Below are 15,531 nucleotides of genomic sequence, written 5' to 3' on the forward strand. Positions count from 1 at the left end.
CGGCAGATTCGCTATTTCGCTTCGGGCTGACCTAAGTTAAATATTCTTTGTAGGCACCGTCCTGCTGATTCAAACAACAAAGCGCGTCATATCGACCAGCACGGCCTGGAGAGGGATCGCGACTTTGCAATCAGAGGCTCTGCGATGAACGATATCGCCGGTCACGGTGTCCGTTTTGGACGAATTGCCGCCACGCTCCCCGTAAGGGATATGGGCAAGTCCCATGATTTTTATACGAAAGTTCTTGGATTCCAGAAGATTTTTGAGAACGGTAACCCCGTCGGCTTCATGATCCTCAAGCGCCACGAGGGTGAATTGCACTTGACCCTACAGCCAGGCCACAAAGCTGCGGATTTCAATATTGCCCACCTGATGGTGGATGACGTCGATGCGCTTCACGCTATTTGCAAGCTACATGGGGCGAGGATCATTAAAAGCCTTCAGGACAAGGACTACGGCCTGCGAGCTTTCGTATTCGAGGACCCGGACGGGAATCGTATCGATGTAGGCCAGGTGATCTAAGGCTTTCCCGAAGCCGGGCGGAATGGCGTCTGTCCGGCTTTCGCAAAGTTCCTAACTTGTACACCCCCCTCCGCTTTCCCCGAAGGAGGGTGAGGATTCTTGTCGCAAAAGTAGCAGTTTCGCGGCCGATTTTTGCGTCGGCCAATGACCGCGTTAGGCCGACAATAGCCTTCAGCCGTTTAATCGCCCCGTTAATTCCACGGCAGAAGCTCATCAATCCGGCTTTGCTTGTGGCCGTTGGTGATAGCGGTGAGTGTACTCGTCAGATAGGCCAAGGGATCGACGGCATTGAGTTTGCAGGTTTATGTTGAACCGTCGGCTCAAAGGGAGCCTCAGCTCAATTTACATAGCGGCCATGTTATCCAACAGGTTTTGCGACAGCTCGCTGATCGCCACCTCTACTTCCTCCAGCGTCCAGCCGACGCTTTCGGCGCGTTTTGCAAGACCCGCCAACACCGGTGCCAGATTGCCGCCGGCCGCGTCAGTGATGTCATCAGGCTTAAGCCCCTTGGCCAATTCCAGAAAGACCTCCTCAAGAGCTTCCTGGCAGCCGATATCCCTGTCGAGATAAGATCCGGCCTGCCGCGGTTTGTTCAATATCAACATAGTGTTCCTCATCTCACGCCGCGGTCCCCTCCAGGGCGACGGGCACGGCAGCGTTCGCCGGTACGGCGCGCGGCCTGTCAACATGGGTGGCGGCCTGTTTGGCAAGATGCCGCTCAAGGACGACGAGAATCTCGCCATCGACCGTCTGGTCGAATTTTCGGGCAAAGAGATTGGTGCTTGCTTTGAGGTCGGCAGCGTCAGTGTGCTGATAAGTTCTGGGACGCAGCTTGATGTCACCATCGGCAATCCAGTCGATCATCCGCAAATCGTCGCTGATAATCTCGCTTTCGATCGCGCAATTCATCATCACCGTCTGGAAGAACCCCTCGTCGGCGATCAGCGTGTTTTCGTAAAATACCTTGTAGCGGTCCACGCTCGGGTCGCCGCAGACAAACTCGCAGAACGCCCTCGTGACGATCATCCACTGATTGCCGATATAGGGTGTGGCATCAGTCAGAAAGGGCCGCGAACGAGCCGTCCGCTGGATGCTCTGGTCCAGTTCTATGACATATTCGCTGACGCGATGCATCGTGTCCGGGCGATCCATATCCTGATTGAGGACCTTGATGAATTCGCGGTCCGCGTTGACCTCGAGAAACGCCATGATTTGCTTTTGAGGCTGCAGCGGGAAATCTTGGCCGCTGAGGTTTATGAAGTGGCTCCACTCACCCATTTCCAGCAGGCGTTCCATGCCGCGCAGCTCTGCATCTACCAGACTGTAGCCGCCCCAGATGGCCTTCTCGCTTCTGATCATATCCGCGTTTGAATAGGGACGCAGGAAGTCCCGGATTTCGGTTTCGAGATCGGCCCCCGAGTTCTTGTCAACATGCACGACGTAATGGTTCTGGGCGTTATAGATCGCCCTGAACAGGCGCTTGAATTGGTCGGGATAGCGGTGAACGAGGATCAAATAGCCAATCATGCGTTGACCCCGCCAGATACGGGCATTTCAAGGCGTGGAAGGAAATAGGACATCATCGCATCGATCCTTTCAGAATCGCGTCGGGCGGCGAACAGCAAAGCTGATCGGCCGACAGGTTCTTTGGTTCGGGAGTATGCGCGCAAGCGCGTAAAACTGGAGGCGCAGGGTACCACCAGATAAATATTTATGTCGTCTCATCTGTATGAAGGGCTCCGATCGGTCGGAGCCCTATGTCGCAAATACCTGCGAGCTTCCCGAAGGAAGACTACATCATGCCGCCCATGTCAGGCATGCCGCCGCCGGCAGCATCCTTCTTCGGCAGATCGGCAATCATGGCTTCTGTGGTCACCAGTAGGCCTGCAACCGAGGCAGCGTTCTGCAGAGCGGTGCGAACCACCTTGACGGGATCGACGATACCCATGGCGATCATGTCACCATACTCGCCGGTCTGAGCGTTATAACCGAAATTATCAATGTTGCTTTCGAGGATCTTGCCGACCACGATGGAGCCTTCGTCACCGGCATTTTCAGCGATCTGGCGAACCAGCGACTGCAGGGCCTTGCGAATGATGCTGACGCCGGCATTCTGGTCGTCGTTTGCGCCCTTGATGTCGAGGACGATAGAGGCGCGCAGCAGGGCCGTGCCGCCGCCGGGCACGATGCCTTCTTCGACTGCTGCACGGGTTGCGTTCAGCGCGTCATCGATGCGGTCCTTCTTTTCCTTGACTTCGACTTCCGTCGAACCGCCGACGCGGATCACGGCAACGCCGCCAGCGAGCTTGGCAAGACGTTCCTGCAGCTTTTCGCGGTCGTAGTCCGAAGTGGTTTCTTCGATTTGAGCCTTGATCTGACCAATGCGGCCGTCAATATCAGCCTTGGTGCCGGCACCATCGACGACGGTGGTATTTTCCTTGGTGATCGAGACCTTCTTGGCACGGCCAAGCATTTCAAGCGTGACGTTTTCAAGCTTGATGCCGAGGTCTTCGGAAATCACGGTGCCGCCGGTCAGGATGGCGAGGTCCTCAAGCATGGCCTTGCGGCGGTCGCCGAAACCCGGAGCCTTGACGGCAGCGATCTTGAGGCCGCCACGCAGCTTGTTGACGACGAGCGTTGCAAGAGCTTCGCCTTCGACGTCTTCGGAAATGATCAGCAGCGGCTTGCCGGTCTGGACGACAGCTTCGAGGATCGGCAGCATAACTTGAAGATTGGAAAGCTTCTTCTCGTGCAACAGCACGTAGGCATCTTCCAGTTCAGCCACCATCTTTTCGGCGTTGGTGACGAAATAGGGGCTGAGGTAGCCACGGTCGAACTGCATGCCTTCGACGACTTCGAGTTCGGTTTCGGCGGTCTTGGCTTCCTCGACGGTGATCACACCCTCGTTGCCGACCTTTTGCATCGCGTCAGCGATGTATTGGCCTATTTCCTTCTCGCCATTGGCAGAGATGGTGCCCACCTGAGCGATCTCTTCCGATGTGTTGATCTTCTTGGCCTTGGCCAGCAGGTCCTTGACGACCGCGGTAACGGCGAGATCGATGCCGCGCTTCAGGTCCATCGGGTTCATGCCGGCAGCAACGGCCTTGCCGCCTTCGCGAACGATGGCTTGGGCGAGAACGGTCGCGGTTGTGGTGCCGTCGCCTGCGACGTCGTTGGTCTTCGAAGCGACTTCGCGGACCATCTGGGCGCCCATGTTCTCGAACTTGTCGTCCAGTTCGATTTCCTTGGCCACAGCGACGCCGTCCTTAGTGATGCGCGGCGCCCCATAGGACTTGTCGATCACGACGTTGCGGCCCTTGGGGCCGAGTGTGACCTTCACGGCGTCAGCGAGAATATCGACGCCGCGCAGCAGCTTTTCGCGTGCATCACGGCCGAATTTGATTTGTTTGGCAGACATGGGAAAACTCCCGGGCTGATCGCCCAATGGTCGTCATGAGAAGAAATAGAAGAAGCGACTGATGATCAGGCGATAACGCCCATGACATCAGCTTCCTTCATGATCAGCAGGTCTTCACCGTTGAACTTGATCTCGGTGCCGGACCATTTGCCGAAAAGAATGCGGTCGCCCGCCTTGACATCGAGAGGCACAAGCTTGCCGCTCTCATCGCGCGCGCCGGCTCCGACGGCGACGATTTCGCCTTCCTGCGGCTTTTCCTTGGCTGTATCCGGAATGATGATTCCGCCCTTGGTCTTGGCTTCAGCCTCGATACGGCGCACGACGACGCGGTCGTGCAACGGCCGGAAAATGGTATTAATCATTTTGGGGTTCCTCAACGGGATCGCGGCCGAATGGCCAGTCCCGATAATTCAACTTAGCAGTCTTTCGCCGAGAGTGCCAGCGTCATTCGCGCTTTGGTGGCGCTCGCAGCGGCCGAACTGACGCACCACCCGGCTCCTGCCCACATATTAGACTATCGGGTGTTTTGGCGCGCTTGGTCATTGGAGTTGGGACGCGCGACCGCAAAACGATGGCGCGACCAGTCGCCGACCAGATGAGAGTGGGCTGGCTCGCAAAGTCGGTAGGGTCCTGGGACGCCCCACTTTGGGAAACGTCCTAGGCGAACGCCGACCGTCTCGCCAACCTTCCGATTGTGTTGCTAATTGATGGGAAAAAGCGCGTGGTGTTATCTCCGGCCGTGCGCCGGGAGGAGAAACGCCATGGCATGGAAGCGACTGACGACCTACAAACCGGGCGTTCGATGGAGCACGCCCGTTGTTGTGCGGATCGGATACGGTTCGTCCGAATTGATCGAGAATGCTGCGGACGCGCTGGAACTCCTTGAAAGACGTTGGCCGCATGAGCGCGACAAACACTATCTGGCCGCGAAGCAAGCGTGTGAGGCTGCGCTCTTCCATAGTCGTTCGAGCTCGATAGCTCGCGAAGCGTTTATAGCCGCAGCCATTGAGGCATATGTTCTTGCATAAGGGCGCCGGGTTTTAGCTGGTAACGCCGGGGTATACGGTGGTGTGCCGTCACGCGGTCGTGCCTGGCGCCGTCACATCCGGGTTGACATCGACTATTTGTGACACAGTAGCCTTGAGCCTAAAGCTTGAGGTGACATATGGCCCGCATTGGTTACGCACGCGTCAGTACGACCGACCAGGACTTGGATATTCAATATACCAGGTTGAAGGCCGAAGGCTGCGAGATAGTCCGAGCGGAGAAAATATCGGGAGCAAGTCGAGAGGGACGAGGTGAGCTGGCCACGGTCATCGAGTTTCTGCGGCCCGGCGACGAGCTTGTCGTTTCGCGCCTTGATCGCTTAGGCCGCGATACCCGGGATGTGCTCAATATCATTTATGAGTGCGAGCAGCGTGGCGCCTTCGTGACCGTGCTGGACCCACATGTAACGACGCGTGGCGAAATGGGGCACCTGGTGCTGACCGTTCTAGGCATGGTGGCGCAGATGGAGCGCCGTTTCATTAAGGAGAGGCAGCGTGAGGGTATTGAACGGGCCAGGTCAACAGGGCAGTACAAGGGCGGAAAGGTTCGGATCGATCATGAGAAAATTCGCCACCTTTCGGCTTTGGGTATTGGCGTAACTAAGATCGCCAAGGAAATCGGCTGCTCGCGAATGCAAGTTTATCGCGTGCTAAATGCGCGCACCGCATGACCGATTTGCGCCTCCATGTCGGTCATAGAAGTCACCGTACCACGCTCCCAAAAGCAGACGCGCTTGCGGCGACACATCATCAACTTGGGGCCACTATGTGATGAGGTGGTCGCCACCCTTGTCCCTTCTTGCGCAGAAACGTCCTCTTCCGACTTCACTCACGAAAATCGCAGAGAACGATTTTGCCGAACACTCCACCAGCCTCTATTCGACGATGGGCCTCCGACGCAGCCGAGAGCGGGTAGCGCGCGCCAAGGACGGGCTGAAGTGCGTTGCCGATCATGGGCAGAACCTGGCCCCTGAAGCGCTGGATCATTGCTCTTTTCTCGGCGCGAGATCTGGATTTCATAACGGTGCCCAGCAGTTGAAGGTGGTTGTGAAGTACGATGCCGAGGGGAATGATGGCATTGTCATCACGCCCCAACAGCCCGACCTGGACAAGCCGACCGCCAGGTGCCAGTCTTCTGATATTGCGGGCCAGATAGGACCCGCCGGCAAAGTCGATGATCAGGTCCACACCGCGTGAGGCGGTCACGTCAACGATCTCAGCCTCAAAATCGACCTGCCTGTAGTCGCAGACGGCATCCGCACCCAGGGCCAGCACATTTTCGATGTTGTTGCCGGACGCGGTGGCGAGCACCGTCGTCCCTTGTGACTTTGCAAGCTGGACCGCAGCGGATCCGATACCGCCTGCGGCAGCATGGACGAGAACCGTCTCGCCTTTCGCGATCCGTCCAAGATTTGCCAGCGCTTCCCAGGCTGTCACGAAGCTTTCCATGACGGCGGCTGCGTCGGTGAAGGACATGCAGGACGGAATGACAGCCGCCATGCCGCTATCGAGACGCGCATACTGGGCATAGGCGCCACCGCCGACAATCCCCATGACACGGTCGCCAACGGCAAAGCCGCGGACTGCATTTCCGACGGCCACCACATCGCCCGCGATCTCAAGGCCGAGAATGCTGCTATCGCCATAAGTCTGAGATCCATAGACACCTTCGCGTTGAAGAAGGTCAGCGCGGTTGACGCCTGCTGCCATCACCTTCACCAGGAGATCGTCTGGGCGCATTTCCGGCATCGGGACGTCTGCAAGGCGCAGAACATCGGCGGTTCCGAAGTCATCGAAGACAATCGCTTTCATCGCAATTGCCTCCTACTTCGAAAGCGCACGCCGGGCGATGCTGGCTGCAAAGAGCGGAGTTTCGCGGCGGTTATGGTCTCCGCCCGCGGCCTGACGGGCTGCTGCAGCATCTTCATAAGTGACCCCATGCACTTGAATAAAGCTTATGAACGCGTCGGTAGGATGGGCCGTGACCTTGTTGGTGTAGCGCGTCCTGCGGTCGTCGGTCTTCTCAGCAGAGAGTTCCCAGACGACATTGACCTGGGTTCTGCCATTGGCCGTGAAGACATCCGAGATAGAGTTCATCCGGCAGTAGGTTGGTTCGGCTACTTCGGCGACATAGTGCTGCACCACGAGGCCCGAGCCGATACGCATGCCGAGGTGGCAGCTTTCGACAGCGAGGTCAGTGGTACACTGCGGCTCGCTTGCTTCCCGACCTTCGGAAAACGTTACGTCATTCCTGTTCTGGCATCGCTTTCAAGGCAATATCCAGCCTTGGATGTCGAGTTGGATCTGACCGAACGGCTGGCGGATCCGGTGGCGGAGCGCCTTGATTTGGTGGTGAGAATGGGGGAGCTACCGGATAGCACACTGATCGCAACCAAGTTGGCACCACAGGATCGCATACTCGTGGCAAGTCCTGCCTATCTTGAACAGCACGGCGTTCCGGAAACTGAGGCCGCGCTTCGCAATCATCGCCTTCTCGACAAGCTCCACGGCAACGATCTTCTTGGATGGTCTGCCATTCTCGGCGCGCCGACAGGCGAGGCCTGTGAGCAGGTTGTCTTCCGATCGGACGATTTTGAGGCGCTGAATGGGGCAGCATTGGCTGGGATGGGTATTGCGTTTCTCCCGAGCTGGGCATCGGGACCTTCCGTCAAGTCAGGCGATCTTGTAAGGCTTCCGATATCGGGCGAAAGGTGGAATGAGAGGCCATCGGGCATCTACCTCCTGCGCGCCCTTTCGGCGCCACACGCGAAAGTCAAGGCATTCACGCAGGCACTGAAGGTTCACGTCGGCACCCCACCATTCTGGAGTTGAGAGGCGAAAAAGGGAAGGCCAACCGAACCGAGTTTCTCGGCCCACGCGGCAGTCGCCAGCGGATGGCCTGTGCGGTGAGGAGCCTATGTGTCTCGTTTCCCTCGGTCACTTTGCGCTTCCATTGCAGGCATTGTTCGCAGGTCCCCAGCCAATTTTCCTGGCCGTTTTCGAACACTACGGATAGCTTAAAGAACTGCGGCCGAGATTGACCAAGTTATTGAGAAGACGTCACTTTTTAGTGCGGAAGATGGTCGCCAATTTGAATCAGAAAATCGGTCTAAAGTGGCTTGCCGGGGAGGCCTGGATTCTCTCATAATTTCAATGACTTAGTGAAGACGCCTTGAAATTCCCTTTGTTTTCCCATCGCGACCGACCGTGGATGCCACCTTTGTGCCCTGGCTTTGGGCTTCAGTCAACTGGACGGTCGAGCGGCAATAATTTCCGCTTACTGCGCCGAACTTATCGCGGGCGAATTGGTTCGTGCACCACCTTTTGAAGAGCTTAACCTCGTTTGGCTTCTGCCCTTAGAGGCTGCTGACAGCGTGAGCGTTGGGCTGTGTCAAAGATTTCCTTGCAATGTCGCCGAATGAGCGCATGGTGTTTTATCGGTAGGCTTCCTTCAGGGCACTACCGTTGCGAGCGACACAGCCCGTGCCCCAAGCGAAGAAGGACAGACATGTCTTCCGAAGCACCAGAAGCAGGGTCATCGAAAGCGGCTGCCCTCGCGCATCTACTTCGGCGTGTCGCCGACGAGACCGCTCTCAACGAAACTGCACTTACCCGGCGAAGCCATGCGAGCTACTTGATCCGCAGGCTCCAGAACCATTTATGGGGCACTGGTCCCACTCCAGGAGGGGTCGCGCACGCCAGCGTTTCTCTCAGTGAGCGCCGTGACACCCAGATCGGTTCGGTCGCGAATGGTGTCAGGGATGAGTAATCCATCGTGCACGACGACCCAAGATGACAACGCCTCACACCTATGCCGGTACGAAATGAGGCAGGAAGCAAATAGCTCCTGGACTGTCTACGATACCTACAGGAGCGAACCAGAAATCGCGTTGGGGTGGTCGGTCGGAGGTCTATCAAACCGCGAGGCGCGTATTTGCTGCGCCATCGTGAATGGGAAGCATAATGCTAGGGAGAAGCCTCCACTGAACGCATGGCCACCGTTTAACCGTACGCTTTTGAAGACTGACGCGGTGCCTCTTGTCTCAAAAGGGGTAGTCGATGCTAACGGTGATCAACGTTGATTTTCGCGCCGAATGGGAGTTCCCGGTCAGCGTAAGAGATGGTCCCATCAACGACAAGCTTATCCTTGGGCCGCGAGTAGCGTTGAAGTACCTGCAAGAGGAACTGGAAATGCGGTCGGGCCAAGCCTACTGGACGGCAGTCGGAGCATGTATCTCGGCACTGCTTGGCCGCGGCGATATAGAGGATGCCCGTACCCGTTTCATCGTTGCTTACGCCGAATATATGGTGCGGGTGCATCCTTAGGGATGCATAACGGTCAGTGCCTGTGATGCACGAAGCCGACGCTTCGTGGATAGCACGGCGAGGCTAGGTGGAGCGCGCAGAGGTCAATGCGACGTTAGAAGTGTTCCCCTTAGTCTAGGCGGTTCTGCACTGGGACGCAGTCCTCAGCTAAGGGGCTGTGGCCTGCTGCCACTTCCGAACGGCCGAGGGTGGACAGTCAGAGAGGTTACGGCCGCATCCACTCCCTCGACGACCAATGGTTCACTTCACAACAAGGATCTTCGCGTTCCCTTTCCGATCCAGAACATTCGTGGACACATCATCTCCATAGCGATGCATACGAAAGTCCGCTTGCGATGAACCGAGCCGCACATTGCGCAAGACGATCTCATCCAGGAATGCAGGCATGATCGGGTTGCGGACCCGGAATTCATTCTCGGAATGAGCCTGCTCAAGGCCAAGGCAGGCTCCCAGAACGCCAAACACGGCAGAAGCCGCCCAAGCCTGCGGTGAGCACGCGACTGGATAAGGCGTCGGCCCGCGACCGGGGCGCCGAATGAAGCCGCAAAAGAGTTCCGGCAGGCGCCGCATCTCCTGCTGTTTTGCAGCATCAAGCAGACCTTCGAACACGCGCGCTGCCTCATGCTTGAGATTGTAGCGGGCGAAGCCGATTGCGATTGCGGCGTTGTCGTGGGGCCAAACGGAACCGTTATGATAGGACATGGGGTTAAACCGGGCCTCGCCCTGCGCAAGTGTCCGGATGCCCCAGCCGCTGAACCCTTCCTTGCTGAGAAGTGTTGCCGCGACACGCTTAGCCCTTTCCGGCGCGGCAATGCCGGTGAACAAGGCATGCCCCGCATTGGAGCTCCGCACGCGGCACGGTCGCTTCTTCCCATCTAGGGCCAGGGCGTAGGTGCCGAGTTCTTCATCCCAGAAATCTGCTTCGAAACGGTGGCGCAGGTCTTCAGCGGCCCTTGTCAGATCAGTTGCAAGTTGGCGATGCCCAAGGCGCTCAGCCATACGTGCCGCAGAACGCTTTGCCGCGAATACATATCCCTGAACCTCGCACAAGGCGATCGGCCCTACCGCGTCCGTACCGTCTTGGTGGAAGATGGAGTCGTGGGAGTCCTTCCAGCCTTGGTTCTTCAGGCTGCCGCTGCTTTCTGCCTGATACTCCACATAGCCATCGCCGTCCCGGTCGCCACGGTCATCAATCCAGCGCAGCGCAGCAAGGATGTTTGGCCAGATCTCAGAAACGGTGTCCAGGTCGCCTGTGGCGTCGAGATACATCCCCGCCAGCATGACGAACAGCGGCGTCGAATCGACACTTCCGTAGTAGCGACCGAATGGAACTTCGCCAAGATTGGCCATTTCACCGTGACGCATCTCGTGGAGAATCTTGCCCGGCTGCGCATCGGCATTAGGATCAGTCTGCTGGGCTTGCATTGCCGCCAGCGTTCGCAATACACCCCGCGCAATCGACGGGTCCATCCACAGCATGAACATCGCAGTGAAGATCCCATCGCGCCCGAAGATCGTACTGAACCAAGGAATTCCCGCGTATGGATAAGCACCGAAGCGGGTCGAGGTGGTCAGCATGTAGACGTCGGAGGTGGCTCGACACGCTACTTCGTTGAACAGATCGCTTGAGCTCCGCACGGTAGCAATGTGCCGCGTCTGTTTGCGTCTGGCGCGGCGGCTCTCGCGGTAGGCGCGGAAGAAATCCATCACGACAGCGGGCCCGCCTTCCTCGCAGGCAACCGTCACGAAGATCGATGTCTTTTCCCCCGGCGCGATCGTTACCTCCAGGGTCGCTCGGTGTGACTCGAGATTTTTCGGAACAGGTGTGAAGGCGATCGAGGTGCAACGTTCCACGTCATCAAGGCCGCCATAGCGAAATTCCACCTTGTCTGGAGCGACGAGCTTAGAGCTCTCCTGCCCCCGCACCTCCCGCTTCATCCCGCGAACTTCGAAAAGGTCGCGGAAATCGGCGTGGAAGGTGTAGTCGATGGTCAACCGGCGTTCAGTCGTCGAGAAGTTTCGGACACTGAGGCGTTCGTAACAGACCCCGTGATGGAGAAACTTCGTACGCTCGAAGAAGATGGTCTCGCGGGGCAAGGTCTCAGCATCATGATCGACCTCGGGATTGGTAAGATCGACAGAAAGCGCTGCTTTGTCGTCATGATTGGACGAATTAAGCAGTAGGAGCTTTCGCCCCTGAACACGCAGTTCGAGCTTAGACAGGTACCGTGTGTCACGGTAAAACAGGCCTTCCACCGAATTGCTCCCGGCAATGTCGCCATGGCTGTTTAAGACAGCGAACGCATCTCCATCCTTGAGGTTTTGAAGTGGGCGACCCACAAGAGAAGTGTCTACTTCCAGATCATACCGAACGGTGTCGAAGCTCCCGGCATCATCGATGATCGGATCAGAATCAAGCATCATCATACGGACCTTTAATTGGGCAAGGCTGCCCCAGCGCCGCCGCCGGAAACCTTTGCCGCAGCAACGACAGGATCCAAGGGCAATAGGGAATTATTTGCGTTGCGACGGTGGTGCGGCACCATCATCGCCGACGTTTCTGCCAGACGGCCGTATTCGGCAACGTAGTCGCGAGCCATGCGTGCAGCGGTGAACCGTTCTTCGAACCGCTGCCGGACCGCCCGCCGGTCAAGATCCGCAGCCTTACCGACTGCCTCAACTGCCTCCTCGATGGATTCGACAGTGAATCCAGTTACGCCCTCGTCGATAACCTCCGGGACCGAGCCGCGACGCCAAGCGATCGTCGGTGTTCCTTCCTTCATGGCCTCGATCATGACCAAGCCGAATGGTTCGGGCCAATCAATGGGAAACAGGAGCGCGATCGCATTCCCGAGGAAGTCTCGTTTCTCGTGGTCACCAATCTCGCCGACGAACTCGATCAAGGGATGATCGAGCTGTGGTCGAATGACATGATCGAAGTAGTCTTGGTCAGCGGGGTCAATCTTCGCGGCCATCTTCAGCGGAATACCGGTTCGCTTTGCAATCTCAATTGCCCGATCCGGCCGTTTCTCCGGGGCAACGCGTCCCAGAAATGCAAGATAATCCCGCTTCGCCACTTCAAAAGGCGCGGGACCTGGGGGAAGGCCATGCTGGATGTTGGCCTGCCAATTGGCATTGGGAAGCGGCAGGCGCTGGTTCCTGGAGATCGAGACGAGCGGCATCTCCGTGAATGCACGATACACGGGATGAAAATCCGGTAGATCCAGTCTCCCGTGCAACGTGGTCAGGCACTGTGCCGGAGAATTTCGGAACGCTGGAAACTGAAGCAAATCGACGTGGAAATGGATGACGTCGAACGAGGAAGCCTGCCGCCGAACCTCTTCCAGCATGACGAGGAGGCTCGCAGTGTGATCGCGTATGCCCCCTAACCTCAGTCCCTCGGAGACTGCTCGCACGAGTTCAGCGGAAGTTTCGGAATCCCCGCTGGCAAAGAGCGTGACATCGTGACCCTGCTGGACGAGTTCTTCTGTGAGCCAGGAGACGACGCGTTCGGTGCCGCCATAGAGTTTCGGCGGAACGGATTCCGCCAGGGGTGCGACTTGCGCGATACGCATTTGATTGATCTCTGTTGCGCCAAGCGTCAGTCCAGCACGAATTGTCGTAGGGACCGCCGGCATCCGCTCACGAGGGCGTTGCTAGTGCACAAGAACAGCGAAGAACGGTATATGGAGCAGCCAACGGGTTTGGCTAGGTCCGTTCGTTCATTAACGAGGCGTGGCCCGCTCAGCTCTTAACGCGCAACGATTTTGCCACGTGGCAGCCGCGCCACTTGTAAAGAAGATCAGGTAGCACGAATTGTATAGAGATAGCAGCTCGTCTTACGGGCGCTGCTGTTGCGGGCTACCAAGCTTGTGCCCCAACGAAGGAGGACGTCATGTCTTCCATTGCCAACCGAGAAGAACTTGATCCTGCTGATCTTGCAATGATCAGGGACGTGCTGAGAACCGAAGGCTTCAGAGGTCTCGACGCACAGAAGAGTTCAGACGCTAAACGCGCCGCGTCGGACTTTCTCCAAACGGAATTCCACAACGGGAACCGGACGCGGGAAAGTCTGCTCCTCGCTATTCGAAGAAAACAACGCTCCCATCCAGAGCGGTCAGCAGGTGATGGTTTACCCATGACCGAAGGGTTGAAAAGGTGGCAGGACGAAGGAGGCCAGTGATGGCTCTCTCCTTTCCGAACTCCGCCAGAAGCTACGACGAAGCCCATGCACGCATTCGGTTCCTCGGCCATGACGGTATGTTCGAGGTGAGGTTTTACGTGCTTGCTACTGCTGGAACCTTTACCAGCACAACGTTTAATACAGCCGGCCATGGATACGGTCGCGGACCAGGTGGCGAGCATTATCAGCGCCAACGGGCTGTAATCCACAAATCGATCGAGCTAGTGCCCGTCCATAAGCGGTAAACTGCTGAAGTTATTGGACGAATCGCGATATCTGCGCGGGCAAAGCCCGGCGGTTTCAGTATACATTAGATCAAGCTACTGATTCTAAAGACAAACCCGTAACCGCCGGAACCGACAATGTGCCAAGAACGCACCGTCCAAGCCAGCATATTTGATCTTTTCGCCGAACACGAGATCGGTCGTGAACTGAAGGAGATGTCGGAATGGCTGGATGAGCATGGCGATTTGCTCGGGCTGGTGGCGCGGGACCTGCGCCGGCATGGTCTCAGACAGACCGGCCGCGAGGGGCCACCAGCCGAGGCTGTGCTGCGCGGCGCGCTGCTCAAGCAGCATCACCAGTTGAGTTACCAGGAACTGGCCTTCCACCTCGAAGACTCCGCCTCGTTCCGGGAGTTGCCCGGCTGCCGTGGGGCTGGAACCCGAAGAAGTCGGTTTTGCACAAGACGATCAGCGCGATCCGGGCGCAAACCTTTGAAGAGATCAACGGGGTGCTGCTGGCGAGCAACCGGCAGGAGAAGCTGGAAAGTGGCAAGGTCATGCGCGTGGACAGCACCGTTACTGCCGCACTGATCCATGAACCGAGCGGTAGCAGCCTGTTATGGGACGCTGTCCGGGTGACGGTGCGGCTGTTGCAGCAAACCGAGGCACTGGGTAGCACCATTCCATGGCACGACCATCGCCGCGCGGCAAAGGAGCGGGCTCGGGCGATCGAATATATCCGCTGCCGCCCCAAACGGATCAAGCACTACCGCGAACTGCTCAAGATCACGCGCACGACCCTGAGTTCTCTGCAGCAGGCCAGTGAACAGTTGCCGCTGACGGCAGGCTCGGCCGGCGAACTGTGGCAGGCCCAACTCCGCCACTACCGCCGCTGATCGAGCGGATCATCGCCCAGACCGAACGGCGGGTCCTGGCCGGGGATCCGGTTCCGGCCGGCGAGAAGCTGGTGAGCCTGTTCGAGCCGCATGCCGACATCATCGTCAAGGGCAGCCGCGACGTCGACTACGGCCACAAACTCAATCTCACCAACGGCAGAAGCGGACTAATCCTCGACCTCGTCATCGAAGCCGGCAACCCGACCGACAGCGAGCGCTTGCTGCCGATGCTGGAACGCCACATTGCCTTTTACGGCGAACCGCCGCGTCAGGCGGCGGCCGACGGCGGCTATGCCAGCCGCGAAAATCTGAGCGGAGCCAAAGCCCGCGGCATCCGCGACATGGCCTTCACAAGAAGCGCGGCCTCACCACCTTGGCTGAGTATCTGACTGACTATGAAAGCCACGTCCACATGCGGCAAGAGGAGAGATTCTAATGGTGGAGGTGATGGCGGGCATCTTCCTCAGCACAGGCTGCAACGAAATGGGGGCGGGCTTGTTCGATACGCACCTCGCCGCGGATCGCGCTGTGACAGAGATTAAATGCGCTCCAGTAAAGCGGCCCCGATTTGTGATGGAAGTGCTCATGCATGTATCGAAGAGCATCGCTGGGGCCTATGATGGCTCTGTCAAGCAAGTCGGCGCCCCCAACGTGCACTGGACTTCTCCAGCGGGCGGTAAATGCGATCCTGATTACGGTATTCAAGGGATATTCACTCCTCGAAAGATCACCAAAAATCTCGCGACCGGCTTCGCTTCGACGGGCAGAGGTCCGAGTCCGACGTATTCGGGAATACGAGCGGATGAGGCTCCTTGTGATGGAACAACTATCGTTTATGGACATGATGATCCTGCCACTTCCCCGTTTCTGGTAAACGATCGGCTGGGGCACCGCTCGGCCGAGACGGTGCTACCG

Annotated in this window: 14 protein-coding genes and 4 pseudogenes; 8 read left to right on the forward strand and 10 right to left on the reverse strand. The window is 57.7% G+C overall.

The window, feature by feature from the left end:
• The first annotated feature begins 144 nt into the window (after nucleotides 1-144).
• Complete coding sequence (locus J2X76_RS10935) at nucleotides 145-522, forward strand: VOC family protein (protein WP_113286736.1); 378 nt, start codon at nucleotides 145-147, stop codon at nucleotides 520-522.
• Nucleotides 523-713: 191 nt separating this feature from the next.
• Here J2X76_RS10935 and J2X76_RS10940 read toward each other — a convergent pair.
• The 5 genes and pseudogenes from J2X76_RS10940 to groES form a co-directional block, all read right to left on the reverse strand.
• Nucleotides 714-824 (reverse strand): annotated as a pseudogene (locus J2X76_RS10940) (transposase domain-containing protein); the annotation flags it as partial.
• A gap of 40 nt (nucleotides 825-864) precedes the next feature.
• On the reverse strand, nucleotides 865-1,128 hold the full coding sequence (locus tag J2X76_RS10945; RefSeq protein WP_113286740.1) for a hypothetical protein: 264 nt from the start codon (nucleotides 1,126-1,128) through the stop codon (nucleotides 865-867).
• A 13-nt stretch (nucleotides 1,129-1,141) separates the two neighbouring features.
• A complete protein-coding gene (locus J2X76_RS10950) occupies nucleotides 1,142-2,050 on the reverse strand; it encodes a beta-1,6-N-acetylglucosaminyltransferase (protein WP_113128646.1) in 909 nt (302 codons plus the stop codon).
• 265 nt (nucleotides 2,051-2,315) lie between these two features.
• A complete protein-coding gene (gene groL, locus J2X76_RS10955; RefSeq protein ID WP_113319071.1) occupies nucleotides 2,316-3,941 on the reverse strand; it encodes a chaperonin GroEL in 1,626 nt (541 codons plus the stop codon).
• A 65-nt stretch (nucleotides 3,942-4,006) separates the two neighbouring features.
• Nucleotides 4,007-4,303 carry a co-chaperone GroES gene (groES, locus tag J2X76_RS10960; protein ID WP_113128648.1) on the reverse strand — a complete coding sequence of 99 codons (297 nt, stop codon included), beginning with the start codon at nucleotides 4,301-4,303 and terminating at the stop codon, nucleotides 4,007-4,009.
• A 399-nt stretch (nucleotides 4,304-4,702) separates the two neighbouring features.
• Here groES and J2X76_RS10965 point away from each other — a divergent pair, with 399 nt between their 5' ends.
• Together J2X76_RS10965 and J2X76_RS10970 are read left to right on the forward strand one after the other, a co-directional pair.
• Nucleotides 4,703-4,969 (forward strand): DUF982 domain-containing protein, encoded by a 267-nt coding sequence (locus J2X76_RS10965; RefSeq protein WP_162736525.1) that lies wholly within the window; start codon nucleotides 4,703-4,705, stop codon nucleotides 4,967-4,969.
• 137 nt (nucleotides 4,970-5,106) lie between these two features.
• Entirely contained in the window at nucleotides 5,107-5,658 is a 552-nt protein-coding gene (locus J2X76_RS10970) for a recombinase family protein (RefSeq protein WP_113286230.1), read from the forward strand.
• 154 nt (nucleotides 5,659-5,812) lie between these two features.
• Here the strand turns inward: J2X76_RS10970 and J2X76_RS10975 are convergent, their stop codons facing one another.
• Together J2X76_RS10975 and J2X76_RS10980 are read right to left on the reverse strand one after the other, a co-directional pair.
• Nucleotides 5,813-6,799, reverse strand: a complete 987-nt coding sequence (locus tag J2X76_RS10975; protein WP_113286229.1) for an NAD(P)H-quinone oxidoreductase — start codon at nucleotides 6,797-6,799, stop codon at nucleotides 5,813-5,815.
• A 12-nt stretch (nucleotides 6,800-6,811) separates the two neighbouring features.
• Nucleotides 6,812-7,150: pseudogene (locus J2X76_RS10980) on the reverse strand (hypothetical protein); the annotation flags it as partial.
• Nucleotides 7,151-7,159: 9 nt separating this feature from the next.
• Between J2X76_RS10980 and J2X76_RS10985 the strand changes: the two are divergent.
• Both J2X76_RS10985 and J2X76_RS10990 read left to right on the forward strand, forming a co-directional pair.
• A complete protein-coding gene (locus J2X76_RS10985) occupies nucleotides 7,160-7,819 on the forward strand; it encodes a substrate binding domain-containing protein (RefSeq protein WP_310215866.1) in 660 nt (219 codons plus the stop codon).
• Between the two features lie 1,227 nt (nucleotides 7,820-9,046).
• Complete coding sequence (locus J2X76_RS10990) at nucleotides 9,047-9,313, forward strand: DUF982 domain-containing protein (protein WP_105381551.1); 267 nt, start codon at nucleotides 9,047-9,049, stop codon at nucleotides 9,311-9,313.
• Between the two features lie 240 nt (nucleotides 9,314-9,553).
• Here the strand turns inward: J2X76_RS10990 and J2X76_RS10995 are convergent, their stop codons facing one another.
• Together J2X76_RS10995 and J2X76_RS11000 are read right to left on the reverse strand one after the other, a co-directional pair.
• Nucleotides 9,554-11,740: an amylo-alpha-1,6-glucosidase gene (locus J2X76_RS10995; protein ID WP_113286228.1), complete on the reverse strand. Its 2,187-nt coding sequence runs from the start codon at nucleotides 11,738-11,740 to the stop codon at nucleotides 9,554-9,556.
• An 8-nt stretch (nucleotides 11,741-11,748) separates the two neighbouring features.
• A complete protein-coding gene (locus J2X76_RS11000) occupies nucleotides 11,749-12,888 on the reverse strand; it encodes a glycosyltransferase family 4 protein (protein WP_113286227.1) in 1,140 nt (379 codons plus the stop codon).
• A gap of 320 nt (nucleotides 12,889-13,208) precedes the next feature.
• Here J2X76_RS11000 and J2X76_RS11005 point away from each other — a divergent pair, with 320 nt between their 5' ends.
• The 3 genes and pseudogenes from J2X76_RS11005 to J2X76_RS11015 form a co-directional block, all read left to right on the forward strand.
• A complete protein-coding gene (locus J2X76_RS11005; RefSeq protein WP_113286226.1) occupies nucleotides 13,209-13,496 on the forward strand; it encodes a hypothetical protein in 288 nt (95 codons plus the stop codon).
• Nucleotides 13,496-13,603 (forward strand): annotated as a pseudogene (locus tag J2X76_RS11010) (DUF1488 family protein); the annotation flags it as partial. The gene J2X76_RS11005 and the pseudogene J2X76_RS11010, both read left to right, overlap by 1 nt.
• A gap of 255 nt (nucleotides 13,604-13,858) precedes the next feature.
• A pseudogene (locus J2X76_RS11015) lies at nucleotides 13,859-14,978 on the forward strand (ISNCY family transposase); the annotation flags it as partial.
• Between the two features lie 70 nt (nucleotides 14,979-15,048).
• On the opposite strand, the gene J2X76_RS31610 reads toward J2X76_RS11015, so the two are convergent.
• Nucleotides 15,049-15,459 (reverse strand): DUF982 domain-containing protein, encoded by a 411-nt coding sequence (locus J2X76_RS31610; protein WP_113286224.1) that lies wholly within the window; start codon nucleotides 15,457-15,459, stop codon nucleotides 15,049-15,051.
• Nucleotides 15,460-15,531 lie beyond the last annotated feature (72 nt).

The sequence above is a fragment of the Neorhizobium sp. 2083 genome, from assembly GCF_031455615.1.
Classification (GTDB): domain Bacteria; phylum Pseudomonadota; class Alphaproteobacteria; order Rhizobiales; family Rhizobiaceae; genus Neorhizobium.